General features: G+C 39.7%; 12 protein-coding genes and 1 pseudogene. 5 read left to right on the top strand and 8 right to left on the bottom strand.

Translation table 11 applies throughout. The features are described from left to right. Positions 1 to 241: 241 nt before the first annotated feature. A complete protein-coding gene (locus MXE38_RS04790; RefSeq protein WP_246912711.1) occupies positions 242 to 1,855 on the top strand; it encodes a hypothetical protein in 1,614 nt (537 codons plus the stop codon). Between the two features lie 430 nt (positions 1,856 to 2,285). Here MXE38_RS04790 and MXE38_RS04785 read toward each other — a convergent pair whose 3' ends face one another. Both MXE38_RS04785 and lnt read right to left on the bottom strand, forming a co-directional pair. After that, on the bottom strand, positions 2,286 to 2,819 hold the full coding sequence (locus MXE38_RS04785; RefSeq protein ID WP_246912710.1) for a hypothetical protein: 534 nt from the start codon (positions 2,817 to 2,819) through the stop codon (positions 2,286 to 2,288). A gap of 181 nt (positions 2,820 to 3,000) precedes the next feature. Then, a complete protein-coding gene (lnt, locus tag MXE38_RS04780) occupies positions 3,001 to 4,770 on the bottom strand; it encodes an apolipoprotein N-acyltransferase (protein WP_246912709.1) in 1,770 nt (589 codons plus the stop codon). A 220-nt stretch (positions 4,771 to 4,990) separates the two neighbouring features. On the opposite strand from lnt, the gene MXE38_RS04775 reads away from it, so the two are divergent. Further along, a complete protein-coding gene (locus MXE38_RS04775; protein WP_246912699.1) occupies positions 4,991 to 6,913 on the top strand; it encodes a hypothetical protein in 1,923 nt (640 codons plus the stop codon). A 15-nt stretch (positions 6,914 to 6,928) separates the two neighbouring features. Beyond that, a complete protein-coding gene (locus tag MXE38_RS04770) occupies positions 6,929 to 7,471 on the top strand; it encodes a DUF4156 domain-containing protein (protein ID WP_246912691.1) in 543 nt (180 codons plus the stop codon). Positions 7,472 to 7,572: 101 nt separating this feature from the next. Here MXE38_RS04770 and MXE38_RS04765 read toward each other — a convergent pair whose 3' ends face one another. From MXE38_RS04765 to miaB, 4 genes and pseudogenes are all read right to left on the bottom strand, one after another. After that, on the bottom strand, positions 7,573 to 8,379 hold the full coding sequence (locus MXE38_RS04765; RefSeq protein WP_246912689.1) for a transporter associated domain-containing protein: 807 nt from the start codon (positions 8,377 to 8,379) through the stop codon (positions 7,573 to 7,575). 185 nt (positions 8,380 to 8,564) lie between these two features. Continuing rightward, positions 8,565 to 9,104 (bottom strand): rRNA maturation RNase YbeY, encoded by a 540-nt coding sequence (ybeY, locus tag MXE38_RS04760; RefSeq protein WP_246912686.1) that lies wholly within the window; start codon positions 9,102 to 9,104, stop codon positions 8,565 to 8,567. A 496-nt stretch (positions 9,105 to 9,600) separates the two neighbouring features. After that, positions 9,601 to 10,758: pseudogene (locus MXE38_RS04755) on the bottom strand (PhoH family protein); the annotation flags it as partial. 197 nt (positions 10,759 to 10,955) lie between these two features. Beyond that, positions 10,956 to 12,341 carry a tRNA (N6-isopentenyl adenosine(37)-C2)-methylthiotransferase MiaB gene (gene miaB, locus MXE38_RS04750; protein ID WP_246912677.1) on the bottom strand — a complete coding sequence of 462 codons (1,386 nt, stop codon included), beginning with the start codon at positions 12,339 to 12,341 and terminating at the stop codon, positions 10,956 to 10,958. A 421-nt stretch (positions 12,342 to 12,762) separates the two neighbouring features. On the opposite strand from miaB, the gene MXE38_RS04745 reads away from it, so the two are divergent. Further along, the gene (locus MXE38_RS04745; protein WP_246912675.1) at positions 12,763 to 13,509 is read left to right on the top strand and encodes a NirD/YgiW/YdeI family stress tolerance protein; all 747 of its coding nucleotides are present in this window, start codon (positions 12,763 to 12,765) and stop codon (positions 13,507 to 13,509) included. A 155-nt stretch (positions 13,510 to 13,664) separates the two neighbouring features. Then, positions 13,665 to 14,228, top strand: coding sequence for a hypothetical protein (locus MXE38_RS04740; RefSeq protein WP_246912669.1), 564 nt, complete (start codon positions 13,665 to 13,667; stop codon positions 14,226 to 14,228). Positions 14,229 to 14,297: 69 nt separating this feature from the next. Here MXE38_RS04740 and MXE38_RS04735 read toward each other — a convergent pair whose 3' ends face one another. Next, positions 14,298 to 14,702 (bottom strand): hypothetical protein, encoded by a 405-nt coding sequence (locus MXE38_RS04735; protein WP_246912666.1) that lies wholly within the window; start codon positions 14,700 to 14,702, stop codon positions 14,298 to 14,300. A 4-nt stretch (positions 14,703 to 14,706) separates the two neighbouring features. Continuing rightward, positions 14,707 to 15,192, bottom strand: coding sequence for a hypothetical protein (locus tag MXE38_RS04730; RefSeq protein ID WP_246912652.1), 486 nt, complete (start codon positions 15,190 to 15,192; stop codon positions 14,707 to 14,709). Positions 15,193 to 15,400 lie beyond the last annotated feature (208 nt).

Below are 15,400 nucleotides of genomic sequence, written 5' to 3'. Positions count from 1 at the left end.
TGACTCTCGTTTTCTTTGCTGCTTATTAGCATAGATAAAGCAATTTCTAATATAATAAAGTTCTTTATAAAGGGCGCTAATTTTAAGTTCCTAAAGTGCCTATATGTGTCTATATGCCTTAGTAAAGACACAGATTATTGTTTTATGAGTTAGATTTTTGTTGTTAAAGTTTTAAGCAAGATTTGCGATTCCCATTAGGTGACTTTTATTTTTTTACCAACATATTTTAAGAGCTAATAGAGTGTTTTTAGATCGTTTTTACTCATTATTGGCGCTCGTAAGTATCATCTTATTTTTAGTATCAAGCACTAATAATGTTAGCGCCTCTGAACCTACATCTAATGTCATTGATAGCAATGATAAGGCCTCTTTTTCTCAAAGCATGGTTGATATTAAGCCATCTGCTCAGTTTGACTATGGCTATATTACAGAGCGAGAGATGGAAAAGATTGCTAATCAGTCTGATATAGATCTTGAGATGCTAAAAAAGGAAGCTTTAGATCGCCAGAAAAACATGAATAAAGCGTCCAATATGAGCTTAATGGAGATTAATGATCTGCTCGGTACTGGCTCTAAAACCTTTAAACAATCACAGATTCCTCATACTCACTATTTAGGTTCTGAGGTTCATCTTCATTTAATGCACATTGATTATGCCCAAGTTTTAATGAACTACTGGGATATGCTTAAGGCAACTAATGTTGATACTAATAATTTGCCTAAGTTTGGTCGCATTAATCATGATGATGTGGGGTTTTATAATAAGAAAACCTATCAAAACTTCTGTAAAGACAATCGTATCGGCCTTTGTATGACCTCATTTTCTCCAGCTCTTAAGAGTGTTTTTACCTTAAATCGCTATATTCATGGGATACATAAGTCACTTGAGATTAATGGCTATGATGTTAATGACACCTATAAAGCCTTAATGTCCTATAAGCATCTATTACAACACATTATTTATAATGATTTACTAGACAGTAGTTTAGTTGGTCTTAAAGAAGCGCAAGATCGTGAATTGAGAAAGGGTCAGCCTATAGTTAACACGTCTTTTGAGGGGGTTGAGGTTAAAAAGAAGCCTTTTACTCCTGAGCAAATTGCCAGAATTAAGGAGGCTGCTCGTAGTTCCCATAGTGTGGTGCTTCAGGCTCATTCTGAAGATAAAATCGATGTGATGGTCTCTTTGGATGACCTGCCTTACGGCTATGTTGACCCGTATCAAAAGCAGGTTAAGAAGTTTAAGCCTGAGTATTTAAATAATAATGCAGGGGCTAATAAGGAAAAAGCTGCAAAGGAGCAAGAACTCAAGAAAGAGCATGATTTGAGCAAAAATCAAAGTGCCGAAGACTTAAAGCTTTTGGCTTATGAAAAAGCTCGTCATAGCGCTAAGTTTAAAGCTCAAAAAATAGCTCGTGAACAAAAACGTATCCCTAAGCCAATCAGTGAGCAGGATATACAAAAAGAGTTAGAGCTGCTTTATGGCCCGAATCATAATTATGCTTTAGTATTAACTGATGATTTGCATTATGACACTGATCATTACCGCAGTGAAGCTAATAGTAAATTAGCTATTGAGCATTTTGTAAGTCAGAAAATGCAAAGCTCAGTTAATCGTGCTCCCAAGCATCAGGATTTATCAATGGAGGAGATTAGAGCTAAAGATTTAGGCCTTGGCTATGAGCCTCATTTTTATCACTCAAAAGCTAATGCCTTAAGCCATATTACTAAAAACCCTATTTTTGAACAGGGAGGTAGTACCTTTTTTAAGCACTCAGTGCTCTTTCGCAACGAAAAAACTAAGTGTAGCGAAATAGGAAGGCTAATTATTGGCACCTCAGAATTAAGATTAAATTAACTAAGACCCTAGCTGCAAAGCTAGGGTTTTTTTATTTATCAAGCAAGCTCTAATCCTTTTAACTAACTAAGAGCGATCCTTGGCTATCTTGCAACTTAACTTGCAGGACGTGTTGTGTCCAGTCGTGGCTTAGCTTGCGTTGCATAGCGGCGTAGCGTGGGTTGCGTAGCTGTAACTGTGTGGAGTGTAGTTATAGCCTAATGTAGCGTAGGGCGTAGTATTACATGGCCTAGCTGGCTAGGCTGATAGCTGAGCTGATGGGGGCTTGGCAATAGTAAGTGGGGCTTATTGCCGTGCTGGTGCCAGATGGTGGATTGAAGGGGGATGATTGAGGGTAGGGCTGTGTTTGGCCAATAAAAAATAACCTCCGTATACCCAAGTTTAGGCATAGGGAGGTCTTTGTAATGATGGAAGGATTAAATCGCTGCTCTTAAGCCCAGATGTTCTCAGAGCGTGGATCAGCAGCAATAGGAATTTCCATATTAGGGCCAAAGTAGGCATCTGGATCTACTACTGACTTAATGAAGTATTGACGAATTAATTCGTCTTCCATAATTACGCCCATATTTTCACCGCCATTAGAGGCCTCATACCAAGGAGTGCCAGGAGCAGTTAAAAATTCAGTAAACTCTTGTGGGCTGAGAGTAGCAAAGTTATCAACTGTTTGATTGATAACATAAATGATTGCTGGTTGAGAAAGCTTTTGCTCTAATGGATTTTGATAATCAGTAAAGTTTAACTGATGGTTCATATGATCAAAGACGGCACGCGGGAAAATAGGGCCAGCTTCCCAAGTAATTGGTCTTTCATCAGTAAGACGCATATCAAACAAGCCCATAATAGAGCCATAGCTGCAATAAAGCAGTCTCTGGGCTGTAGCCTGATTAATGTTATAGTCTTTTAGATAGCATCTTTTAATGATGTAAGTTAAAACCTGTGAGCTGCTAAAGAAAATCTCGCGCATGTTACCTTCCTCTGATACGCATTTAGCAATAAAACTAACTCTCTAATAGAAAGTAAGAAATTAATTATATAGATTATATGACGTTTTGCTCTTAAAGATCATCAAAAATACTAGTTAGGGCCAATGATAGTTTTAATCAAGGCTCTATTATGTGAGCTATCCCGAGATTTTAGCAATAATCTTAAGGTCTCACCATCTCTTTAAGTATAGCAATACGTTCATCTTGATCTTGAGATCTTAAATATATACCAATGCTAATTAAAAGCACGAGCAGAATATAAAGAGGGATATTGCCAAATCTTACATAAGGGGTCATACCTTTAGTTGGTACGAAATTCATTTGTAAGGCACCATCTACATTACTTGGCAGACGCTTTACTACCTCACCTTTTTCATTGATATAAGCAGTAATGCCTGAGTTAGTTACTCTAATCATAGGCTTTTGCATTTCTAAAGATCTCATTTGAGCAATAGCTAAATGCTCTTGAGGGCCTCTAGTATCACCATACCAAGAGTCATTAGAAATCATAATAATGCCATTAGTGTTTTCGTCATGTAATGAGAGCATGAGCTCTGGGAAAATGGACTCATAGCATAGGGCAGGGATGAGTGATAAGCCCTGCTGCTCTAAAAACATTTGCTTTTGCTCATAAGCGCCATGAGTAAAACTAGACATAGGGAAGTTAAAAATTGAGCCTAGTTGTCTAGTGTATTTTTCAAAAGGCACTACCTCGCCAAAAGGCACTAATTGACGCTTATCATAGTTTTGTAGGTTGTCTAAATCAGGGCCTTGGCCTAAAAGGAACATAGAGTTAAAGCTTTGCTTTTGAGGAGTGACTCTTTGCATACCAATGATCATGGCTGTATTTTTTTCATAAGCAAGATTATTAAGATCATTGATTAAAGGCACCACCTGTTCAAAATATACAGGCATGGCTGATTCTGGCCACACGATAAGATCAGTTTTGCCAAAGTGCTCTAGTGTTAAATTGATATATTTATCAATGCTTGGCTTGGTCTGGCGAGGATCCCATTTAATGGATTGAGGAATATTACCTTGAATGCCAATGACATTAACACTATTGAGTGGGGTAGTGTACTGTACTCCTAAAACAAAGACACCAAATAAAAATAGTACACCTGCTACTGGTAAATAAATATAGCGACGCTCAATTGCTAAGGCTAAAGCACCTGCACTAATAAAGAGAATTAAGGTAAGGCCTCTAACTCCAATTAAAGGTGCATAAGCAGAAAAAGGCCCTTCAAGTACGCTATAGCCAAAGTACATCCAAGGGAAGCCAGTAAATAACCAGCCAATAATAAAGTCAGCAATAATCAAGGCTACAGGTAAGAAGCATAATAAAAAGGCATTTTTAAAGAAGCGGTATTCTCTGCCTTGAGCAAACTTTAAAATAGGGAAGAGGTAGTTTTGGCTAATACCTTGAGGGATAAAGGAACCTACAGTAGAGCTATCAGCCATCTCTACTGACTCTTCATCATCTTCGTCTTGAGCTTCTTGGTTGTCTGCAAGGCTTGGGTTTGGCTTATACTTTTGCATAGAAAACTTATAAGCTAAAGTAGTTAAGGCAGCATGGAAAATAGCAAGATAGCAAGCAAATAAGGTCTCTACTAGCAAAGATAAAATATAAGGCAAGCCACCAAAATCTACCATGACAAAGTTAAGCCACTCTAAGGTAATGGTATTAAGGGCAGTAAAATAGAGTAAAGAGGAAAAGAAGACCTGCTTTTTGCTTTTTAAAGAAGCGATAAAACAAAACTCAAAAGCTAAAGAAGCAAGGCTAATAACCCACATATTAAAAGGAGCAAAACCTAAAGTAGCAATTAAGCCTAAAGCTATGGAGGTGACACAGATGCCGAGTTTAGAGTGCAAAACACTTTGCCAAAAGTTTTTATTGCTAAAGATTTGTAACTTTACAAGTAAAGAGGACATTATGATCACCACAAGCCTAAGATATGCTACCAAAAAATTGAGCCCTCATTCTAACAAAATTAACTAGTGACCACCCCCGAATTTCGCCAAAAAATAGCAATAATAACGATAGAGTAAGTGTGACTTATCTTTTAGTGGTGCGGGCGCATTAAATTGCTGTCATAAAGCTAACTATTAATTGCTAAAATTATGGTTAGAGTAATGTTGAGGACTTGGCTTTATGGAACCAAATGATTTATCGCAGCTCCTGCCTTCTTATCGTGTTTTTACTATAGAAGAGCTTAAAAATGGCTCTTATGAGCACAAAGCGCCTGACTATCAAATCTATGATGTGGTGATTGAAAAGTCTTTTAAAAGCTTAAATGAGGCTTTTGAGACTCAGTGCATTAAATTTGGTAAACCATATACCCCTCACCAGCAACCAAAAAGCACTAGCGCTGCTAAGCTCAAGTCCCCTAAAGAGTCTTTACCTCAAAATGCTCACAGCCAAGAGGCGCAAGATGTGCTTGATGCGCAAGATGCGCCAGTAGCTCCTAAGATGTCAGCAGTGCCTGCTCCAGGTGCGCCAGCTCTAGATCAAACTCAAGTCATAGCACTACAAACGAAGCAGGTGCAGGAGCAAAAGCAAGAGCTATCCTTAGAGCCAGCTAATAGTCCTATTAGTGATGAGGCTATTATGGACTATGATTTTGGCTATAGCGATGAAGAAGCAAGCCCTGCAATTAACGAGCAAGAAATGCCTCAATCATTGGGCCATAATGGCTTAAACGAGCCAGAACCACGCCAGAGCAGTGATTTAGATGAATTTGATCTTACTAGCTTAGTATCATTGATTGATGACTATAATCAGCACCACAGTAAAGATTCTCCAGTTTATGAAGCTGAGGCTGAGCAAGAGCCAGAATCAGGCTATGAGCCAGAGCTAGAGACAGGGGCTGAGGTAAAGGTAGAGACCCCAATAGTTTCACCTGTTACCACGGATAGTAATAATGAGCTTAACTTGCCTTTTGGTGAGCCTTCTTTAATGCCTGATAGTCCTTTTAAGGTTAGCCAACCTCCAGAGGCAGTTGCATCTGATGCGGCCGCTGTAAATGCAGCTGATACGGTTGCTGCGACTGCTGCTTATGGTGGTACACGCTCTCAAGAGCTTGCAGAAGGGATGGAGATTGATGGCAATGCTGCACTTGCTAATATAGTTAGTAGCTTGTTAGCGCCTTTGCATTGTGAGGCTCAATTTGATAATGAGTTGGTTAACCATAAGCGCTTTAGGGTAACTCTACCTAGTGGTAATGATTATTTGTTGCTGATTTATCATAAGCAAAACAACAATATCTCTAAAATCGCTTTTAATAAGAGATTGGTAGAGGACAATGGCTTATTGCAGCACATTATTGAGCTTTTGGAGCAAAACTTACTTCATAGAACTATTAATAATGGCTCTACACCTACTTTAAACATTGAATCAGAGGTTAAGGCAAATATAAGCCCTAAACAGTCTTTAGACAGTGCTCAAGGCAAGGGACAAGAAATAAATAGAGGTGCTGTTGCTTTGAGTGGGCCTAGTCCTTGGAGCGAAGCTATCTTGGAAGAAGAATCCAAGGCTTTACAGTATGGAGTGGTCATTCAAAAATATAGCCCTGATAATACTAGGGGTGACTTATTGGTAAAACCTACTTATGCCACTAATAGTGGCTACATGCAGGGCTTATTGCCAGAGGGCAATATGCCTGTAGGCAATCAGGCTGTAGGCGCAATGCATGATGGGAATCTTCTTGCTGGCGCTATGCCTGCCATTATGAATCCTACGGCTCATAAGAGTGATGATGCTATGCCATGGGGTGGCAAGATAGAGAGTAGTAAGACTCAGGTAAATGGCGCTCAGGATGGCTCTATTGATGATAGGGTAAGTAGGATTTTGGTGCCTTTAGGTTTTGAAGTTAAGTTTTTACAAGATGCCAGTTACCAAAGGCAATATGAAGTGAAAACTCACAGCGGTGAAAGCTGTATTTTAATGATTTACTACAAGGGCAATAACACCATATCTAATATTCGCTTTAATAAGACCCCGCAAGCAGATAAGGTAAATTTAGCTATGGCGGCAGTGGAGCTTAATAAGCAATTATTGAAGACCAAGATTTGGTAATGTTAGGAGTATAGTATGGGCAAATTAGCTAAGATAGCATGTGCCATCATGGCTACCTTTTCTGTAGGGGCTTGTAGCTCATATAGTGAACAAGATTTAGCAGCTATTGACCAAGTAGTTAGTGCTTTGCCTACTGAGGTTGAAGGTTGCACTTTCCTTGGTGATATCGATAGCAATTACGGCTCCTTTAGTATTAATGGTGCTCGTAATATCTTAAAGCTTAAGACTGCTCAATTAGGCGGTAATCATTTAGTTGAGACCAATTTAGCTGTAAGAGCCGATTACATGCTGCCTCCGCCGCATTGGGATACCCCATTTATTGGCCATGATGAGTTTTTTATGACAGGAAGAGCTTATTATTGTCCTGTAGGTAAGGGAGTGAAAGTTGCTCCTAATAGCAAACAATCTTACTCTCATCAAGGCTTTGCTAATAAGCCCTATACAGATGAAAAGCATCAGCCCTTAAGTGCAGATAAGCTTGATAATAATGCTGCCCCTAATCACTCGGTGCACATTAATGAACAGGTTAATTTGCCTAAAGAGCCTCTTAAAGAGTAGCAGAAAGAACCCATGCCAGGGTAATAATTAAAAAAGGCTCAAGACCAGTAGTAAAGGAACACAAGGTCTTGAGCCTTTTTTGTGGAGTGAAGAGAGCTTAATTACTCTTCTTCTTTAGGACTTACAGTTACCAAGAGGGTATGTACTTGGTGTAAGTTAGAATTTAAGACCTTAAAGGTAAATTCATTTAAGGTGGTAGATTCATCTTGATTTGGAATATGGCCTAATAAGTGAATAACTAAGCCTGCCACAGTATCAACGTCTACATGAGGTAAGGTAGTGTTAAAGTACTCTTCAAATTCCTCAAGAGGGGTTGTGCCCTCAACAGTGTAGATATTTTCACCTGTTTTAGTAATGCAGGTAGTAGTTTCGGTAGGATCATATTCGTCAGTGATCTCACCTACGATAAGCTCAATAATATCTTCGATAGTTACTAAACCACAAACGCCACCATATTCATCAATAGCTAAAGCTAAGTGCAAGTGGTCTTTTTGGAAATCACGTAACATCATATTGACGCGCTTACTCTCAGGCACAAAGACAGCCTTACGTAATAAGTCATCAAATTCTGAAATTTTCTTATCGCTCATATTAGCCAATGGTAATAAGTCCTTGGCCAATAAAATACCTATGATATGGTCTTTATCCTCATTACAAACAGGATAGCGAGAGTGACCATATTGTTTAATGGTATCAATAGCGTCAGCGATAGTGCTTTGTGAATCAATTGCCACAATGTTGGCTCTTGGGATCATGATATCAGCAATACGGCGTTGAGAAATATCAAAGACACCACGGATCATGTCCTCAGTATCTTCATTAATAATTTCATCTTGACCTGCTTGCTCGATAACTTTGGCTAGATCGCTTTGATTTTGAGGAAGGCCTCGTTTTAAAAAGGTGCGCATAAAACGTTCGCGAGTGCGACTTAAAAAAGACGGTTGCGACGGAAGATCAGATCCCATATAAGATTAAAAAACTCCTATTAACAAACATAAGGCTCATTATAGCTTAGCAAAATGCTTTTTTAGTGTTTGCCCCTATTTTGCGTGAGTATGGTCAACAAAATAGGTGCTAATTGATAAGTTTAATATTAAAGCTCATCAGCAGCATATGGATTAGCATAGCCTAAAGTTGCTAGTACTTTAATTTCAATGCCTTCCATTTCTTGAGCCTCATCATCTTGAATATGATCATAGCCTAAAAGGTGGAGACAGCCATGGACAATTAAGTGGGCAGCATGCTCTTGCAAAGTTTTATTTTGCTCTTGTGCTTCCCTTTTTAGTACATCCATAGCAATGACTAAGTCACCTAAGTATTGGCCCATATTAACGTTACTCTCAGAGGACTCACTAGAGTTTAGTTCCTCTTTAAGCTCAGGATCTAAAGCTAAGAGCTCTTCTGGCTCTTCATAAGGGAAAGATAAAATATTAGTAGGCTTGTCTATATTTCTGTAAGTAGCATTAAGCTCTTGAATTTCATCATTGGAAACAAAACAGGCGCTAAAGGAACAGTCTTTTTGATAGTTAACGGCATTAAAAGCAGCACGAGCCCAGCTTTGTAAATCTTCCATACTTGGGATGTGCTCATGATCGGCAACTTCTACCTGTAAATCAATCACAATATTTTGCATAGCATTACTTCTAAAGCTAAATGGAAAAAGAGGCTGACCATAAAGTAGGGGTCAGCCTCTTAAAAATTAAGTTAAATAATTATTCTTGGTGAGCCTTGTGCTCAGGATTATCTTCTATGAGATCATCCATTAAATTATTAAAATTATGGCCAGTTACCTGAGACTGGGTCAATGAACTTTGATTATCCTGGTCTTGATCGTAAATTAAATCGTCCATTAAAGCATCAAAGTCGTCAGAGGTACTAAAAGCTTGCTCAACCTTAATTTGTTGAGCATTTAATCGAGCCACATCCTCATCTAAAGAGCGCTTATATTCGCTGCTATAATCAGCTTTTGGGCCCTCAGGAGCATGGCCAGGTGCTGGCGCATTTGCAGGTGCTGGCTCTTGTTCGCCATCATAGTCAAATTCTTGCTCATCTTCATGAGAGCTCATACGCTCACGATCTTGGTAATATCTGTCCTTTGGGCCAGAGCGATATGGGCGGTCATAGCGGCGCTCTCTTGGAGCTTTTTCTTCGAGCTCTTTTTCTTTCTTATCCCACTCGTCATAGGCATTAACAATAGCAGCTACTACTGGGTGGCGTACTACGTCACCAGAGAGGAAGTAAGTAAAAGAAATAGCGTCTACTTTAGAAAGCACATCCATAGCATGACGCAAACCAGAGCGTACATTCTTAGGCAAATCAACCTGAGATGGGTCACCTGTAATAACAGCTTTAGAATTAAAGCCAATACGGGTCAAGAACATCTTCATTTGCTCAATGGTGGTGTTTTGAGCCTCGTCTAAAATGATAAAGCTATCATTTAAAGTACGACCACGCATATAGGCTAAAGGTGCAATTTCAATGACCTGACGCTCAATAAGCTTTTCTACCTTTTCAAAACCAAGCATTTCAAAAAGGGCATCATAAAGAGGACGTAAATAAGGATCGACCTTTTGGGTAAGATCACCTGGTAAGAAGCCTAATTTTTCACCAGCTTCTACCGCAGGACGGGTCAAAATAATGCGGCGTACTTCATTGCGAGTAAGAGCATCAACAGCAGCAGCTACTGCTAAGAAAGTCTTACCAGTACCAGCAGGGCCAATACCAAAACTTACATCATGAGAAATGATTTGACTAATATAGCCTGCCTGGTTAGGGGTACGTGCCTTAATAACACCTCTTTGGGTCTTTAAGGTAGAAGCCTTATGATATAACTCGCCTACGCTACCACGATCCTCAGACTCATTAGAGGTCTTGTGAGCATTCTTTTTAAGAGTAGCTCGGGCGTTTTCAGCTTGTTCTAGCTGGCTTTCTTGATCAATAAAATCTAAAGGATTTGGGCTATCTTGAGCGTCTGATTCTAAATGAGTATTTTCAATAATAGCTAAGTTCACTTTATCTGGAGTGATAAATTGAGCCTTCTTTTGCTTACCCAGAGGTGCAGTTTCAAGGTAAAGCTGCTTAATAATGCGCTCAGCAGCAAGAGCCTTTTTACCACCGCCCTTAATACAAAAATTTGCACCAGAATTGAGGATTTCTACACCTAAGCGACTTTCAATCTGAATTAGGTTCTCATTTTCTGGACCTACCATATTAGCAAGGCGATTACGATCCACTGGCTCAAGGCTAAAACGACGATCAGAGTCTTTATTAAGCTGCTCTTTGGACATTGAAACTCCCAAAAAAGTTTTCTTTAACATTTCGCTAATTACATGAGCTTAAGCCTAAAACCCATATTAAGCTCAGAGCAATAATTATAAAATGCCCGCATTTATTATCAAGTATTTGCCAAATAATAAGGCCAAAGTGTCTAAACAAGGTTAAGACAGCTTTGGCCTTTAGTTAAATTTAGATTATTGTTCTGCTACTAGCTTAAGTTCATGCCTTGACCTACTAAGCGGCCTTTCATGGTGTGGCTCATAACCTTGATAACATCAATATCAACCATTTGGCCTACTAAATCACGGCTACCTTCAAAAACTACAATACGGTTGTTAGAGGTACGAGCCTTGAGCTCTTGATCGCTCTTACGAGAGATACCCTCAACTAATACTCTTTGACGGGTGCCCATTAAGCTTTGGGAATACATGGTGGCGTATTCTTCTAATTTAGCTTGTAAAGCATAGAGATTTTGTCTCTTGTGCTCTAGCGGTACATTGTCCTCATATTCAGCAGCTGGAGTGCCTGGGCGCTTGGAGTAAATAAAGCTAAAGCTGGCATCAAACTTAATGTCATCAACCAATTGCATGGTCTGAGCAAAGTCCTCGTCAGTTTCTCCAGGGAAGCCCACAATAATATCAGTAGAAATAAAGATATTAGGACGAGCCTGTCTTAACTTACGAATTAACTCACGATAAGAGTCAGCAGTGTAATCACGGTGCATAAGCTTTAAGATGCGATCTGAACCTGATTGTACTGGGATATGAATGGAATCAGCAATAACAGGTAAGTCAGCAATAGCCTGAATAATATCGTCAGTAAACTCCATTGGATTGGAGGTGGTAAAGCGCAAGCGCTCTACGCCATCAATAGCTGCAATCTCATAAAGTAAGGAGGAGAGGCGGCTTACATTTCCATTAGCATCAAGACCACGATAAGAGTTTACATTTTGGCCTAAGAGGTGAATTTCTTTAACGCCATTGGCCACATGAGTAATAACCTCATCAATGATGTCTTGCTCTGGACGGGACTCCTCGCCACCACGGGTGTGAGGAACAATACAATAAGTACAATTGTTAGAGCAGCCTTCCATAATGGTAACAAAGGCGCTAGGGCCACGTTGACCTTGCTCTGGGAGGGCATCAAACTTTTCTAAGGCCTCAGCATTAACATCAACCACACTTTCATGCGTAGCACGATACTGAGCTACCATGGCTGGCAATTTGTGAGCTGTTCTTGGACCAAAGACAATAGCAATCTTAGGGTCAATTTCAATAATTTGGTGAGCCAGCTCTGAGCCTACACAGCCACCAAGGGCAATAACAGTATCGTCATTAATAATGCCTTGATGTCTCCAGGAACCAAGCTGGTTAAATACTTTGTCCTCAGCTTTGGCACGGACAGCACAGGTTACTAAAATGATAACATCAGCGCCTTTAGGTTCATTTTGCTCAACGTAGCCAGAGGCTGTCATTAAATCGCGAATTCGATCTGCATCATAGACGTTCATCTGACAGCCCCAAACAGCTACGTGGAAAGTACCCATCTGAAGCTTAACGTTGCTATTGAGCTTAATTGCAGTAATATCAGCCATGACTAACCTCGATCAATTGTTATTGACTCTTAATAAAAAAATGCGGGCTATTATACTATTTTTCTAGCGATTGGCACCCTAAAGTGCTATTTGGTGATCAAACAAAATCACTTTTCTTAAATTTTATGTAGCACCTAAGGATAGGCTAATTTGCAATAAGTAATATAGCAAAGTGTACAAATTATTGGCTGATTTAAGCGCAAAATTTAAACAACCATACTTCTACCGTATTAGCCGCAATTTAAGAGCATTTAGGATATGCTCTAAAGTTTTGAGTTTTAGTTTAAATCATAAGAACATGTTAGTTTCTTTATAGAAGTCCCAAATATTAGGTAGTATTTTTAGGTGGCGTAAAAATATTACCCCCAACATTCTTGTTTAGAATATGGGTAACGAGCCTCTTAATATTAGGAAAAAAGCTATGTTACATGTCGCAAGTATCATTAAACACCCAGGACCACTAGCTAAAAGTAAAATGCTCTTAGGCTCTGCTGCGTTTTTACTAGGCATTGCTATGCTTACTCCAGAGGCTATGGCTGGTCATAAAATGCTGTTTGGCCCACAAGGCTTTGAAAACCAATACCATACTATAGCATCGATTCAGACCCATGGTAGGGATGATGAAATAGTTGTATTGCGTGGTCGCCTTACCAGCTATCTTTATAAAGATAGCTACGAGTTTACCGATGAGAGCGGAGCAACCATTGAAGTTGAGCTCGATGATGATGTTGATTGGTCATATGTCCATAAAGATCAGCTCATTGAAATTATGGGTGAAGTTGAACGCAACATGTTCAAAATTAAGATTGAAGCCAAGAACTATCGCATTTTAGAAACATCAGCTGTCGCACGCACTAAAGAAATGACTGAGGCTCAAACCTCCAATCAAGATGCTGTTCTTAGTGAAATAGCAGCGCAAGAAGCAATCCCTTTAGAGGCTAATTCTTTAGATACTAGCGCTTTAGAGACTAACAGCTTAGATACTAACGCCATAGAGGCAAACCATAGCGCTGCCAGCCATTTAGAGGCTGAGGCTAGCCATAGCGAAGCTGGCTCTGCCACTCCTATATCAAATGCTTCTCTAGAGCAACAAGATTTAGCCGTAGATGTAGCTAATCATCAAGATAAGGCTCAAGTACCAGCGCCAAGCTCAGAGTCATCAAGATGAGATAGAGCTTAATAAGGCCGATACTCAGCACTAAAAGCACAAAATGTGCTTTTTTTGTTTGTGAGCTATATATTTTTGCCTGTCCAATTCCGTTAAAAAACATATAGCTTATTGAAAATATCTTTTTACAGAGCGCTAATATTTTGGAGGAAGTCATGAGAAAGACCGTTGTCGCAACAGCGCTAACTTTACTATTTGGCTTGGCCCTAGGTTTTGGTGTGGCTGTAGCTGAAGATAGTAATAAAACGCCAAGCAATGAACCTAAGATTAAGGTTTATGGTAATAAAACACCTACCATGATCGGTACTCCAGAGGAAATTGCTAAATACCGTCAAGAGCTAGAGCAAAGAGAGCAATTTAATAACTCTCAGGTTACCTATAGCTATGTTGATGAAAATGGTAATACTGTGACCGTTCAGTCAGGTAAAGACAATAATTACGGCATAGACTATGGCGGTAGTTTCTATTACGATGGCTATTGGTATGGCAATAATGGCAATTATGGCCCGCCAGGCACTGATGGTCGTCCGCCTTATCCAGATCATAAACCACCATACCCAGGTCACAGGCCTCCTGGTCATAGGCCACCACATGATGGCAATGTCCATTATCCACCGCCACCTCCACATTGGGCTCCGACCTCGCCTAATGTAGCAACAGATCCAGATGGTAGGCCATTACCTCCACCACAAGGTTTACCAACTCCATCTTTACCTTAAGCAAGTTTTAGCCTATTAAAAGCAAAGGGCAGATTTGAAGAAAATCTGCCCTTTGTTGTATGGGGATTATTACTCAAAAGTTTTAGGGGTATAGACGTTGCCCGAGCGATGCGGTGCGTTGTCTATAGAAGGAGCTTTAAACTTTTGGTGCCATGGCTCATAGTAAGCAGGATCACGCTCATAGCTGTCTGAGCAGTTGTAGCAAGGTTGCTTGCCATTTTGATAGTAATTTTTAGTGCTATTAAGTGAGCTGGAGCGTATTGGCTTTTTGACTGGCACAGGTGCTATATAAGGCTCATGCTCGCTAATGCCTAGCTTATATCTGTTGCCAATCTCAACACTGTTTTTAGCATTATAGGTTTTGCCTCTGGCACTCATATCTCCAGTCCTAGTGCTATTACCTGCACTAGCGCTAGCCTCGGCCTCTAAAGCATCTGTTGAGCCTTCATTGCTGTTGAGGGCTTCTAATACCACCTTACTAATTGGTACTGGGAGACTCTATATCTGAGCTGTTCTCTGTCTCATTGCCACCATTGAGAGCCTCTTTGTAAAAAATATCTTGAGTCTCATCTTGGTTTTTTAAAGCTTGCTCATATAAGTATCGCTCTCGAGCACTTTGCTCTTGTTGAGAGGAAATAAAAGAAGCGCTCTGTTCATCATAAACAATATCAGTTTGTTTGATGGCTTGACGGTAGGCATCATCGTTTTCGTAAGTCCAAGAACTATTGGTGGCCATATTATTGGCCTCAATTTGTGCCTCTTGACGAACTTTATTAATGGCCTTGGTGCGAGCAGCCTCTTTTGCTTGAGCATTTTGCTCTTGCGACCAAATGCTAAGCAATGACTGATCTTCCTTATTGTCTTCACTAACAGAACAGGCACTTAACAGTAAGCCTGCTATTACTAAACTGCTGGATAAAGAAAATTTTTGTAAAAATGGTCGAGCACTAGGTAGTATCGCCATAAAACGCACCATACATTATTGAAAAATGAGCCAAAGACAAAATTCTTATTACCTTATGTTGCTAAGAGCCTTTTATCATAAGGGCACTTCTATAAATCAAAAACGTGATATATATCGGCTGGACGGAGGGGATTTTTCTTGAAAACCTTGGGGTATAATACTATACTATATTAGTATTATCTTAAATACACACATTCCCCAAGGATAA

It is taken from the genome of Anaerobiospirillum sp. NML120448 (assembly GCF_023050945.1).
In the GTDB taxonomy this organism is placed as follows: Bacteria; Pseudomonadota; Gammaproteobacteria; order Enterobacterales; family Succinivibrionaceae; genus Anaerobiospirillum.
This window is presented reverse-complemented; position numbering and strand designations above follow the sequence as displayed.

Excerpts from the sequence above, each read along its gene's own strand:
- MXE38_RS04770 (WP_246912691.1), top strand. The coding sequence starts at position 6,929 with ATGGGCAAATTAGCTAAGATAGCATGTGCCATCATGGCTACCTTTTCT.
- MXE38_RS04740 (WP_246912669.1), top strand. The coding sequence starts at position 13,665 with ATGAGAAAGACCGTTGTCGCAACAGCGCTAACTTTACTATTTGGCTTG.
- lnt (WP_246912709.1), bottom strand. The coding sequence starts at position 4,770 with ATGTCCTCTTTACTTGTAAAGTTACAAATCTTTAGCAATAAAAACTTT.
- MXE38_RS04785 (WP_246912710.1), bottom strand. The coding sequence starts at position 2,819 with ATGCGCGAGATTTTCTTTAGCAGCTCACAGGTTTTAACTTACATCATT.
- MXE38_RS04745 (WP_246912675.1), top strand. The coding sequence starts at position 12,763 with ATGTTACATGTCGCAAGTATCATTAAACACCCAGGACCACTAGCTAAA.
- miaB (WP_246912677.1), bottom strand. The coding sequence starts at position 12,341 with ATGGCTGATATTACTGCAATTAAGCTCAATAGCAACGTTAAGCTTCAG.
- MXE38_RS04765 (WP_246912689.1), bottom strand. The coding sequence starts at position 8,379 with ATGCGCACCTTTTTAAAACGAGGCCTTCCTCAAAATCAAAGCGATCTA.
- MXE38_RS04730 (WP_246912652.1), bottom strand. The coding sequence starts at position 15,192 with ATGGCGATACTACCTAGTGCTCGACCATTTTTACAAAAATTTTCTTTA.
- MXE38_RS04775 (WP_246912699.1), top strand. The coding sequence starts at position 4,991 with ATGGAACCAAATGATTTATCGCAGCTCCTGCCTTCTTATCGTGTTTTT.
- ybeY (WP_246912686.1), bottom strand. The coding sequence starts at position 9,104 with ATGCAAAATATTGTGATTGATTTACAGGTAGAAGTTGCCGATCATGAG.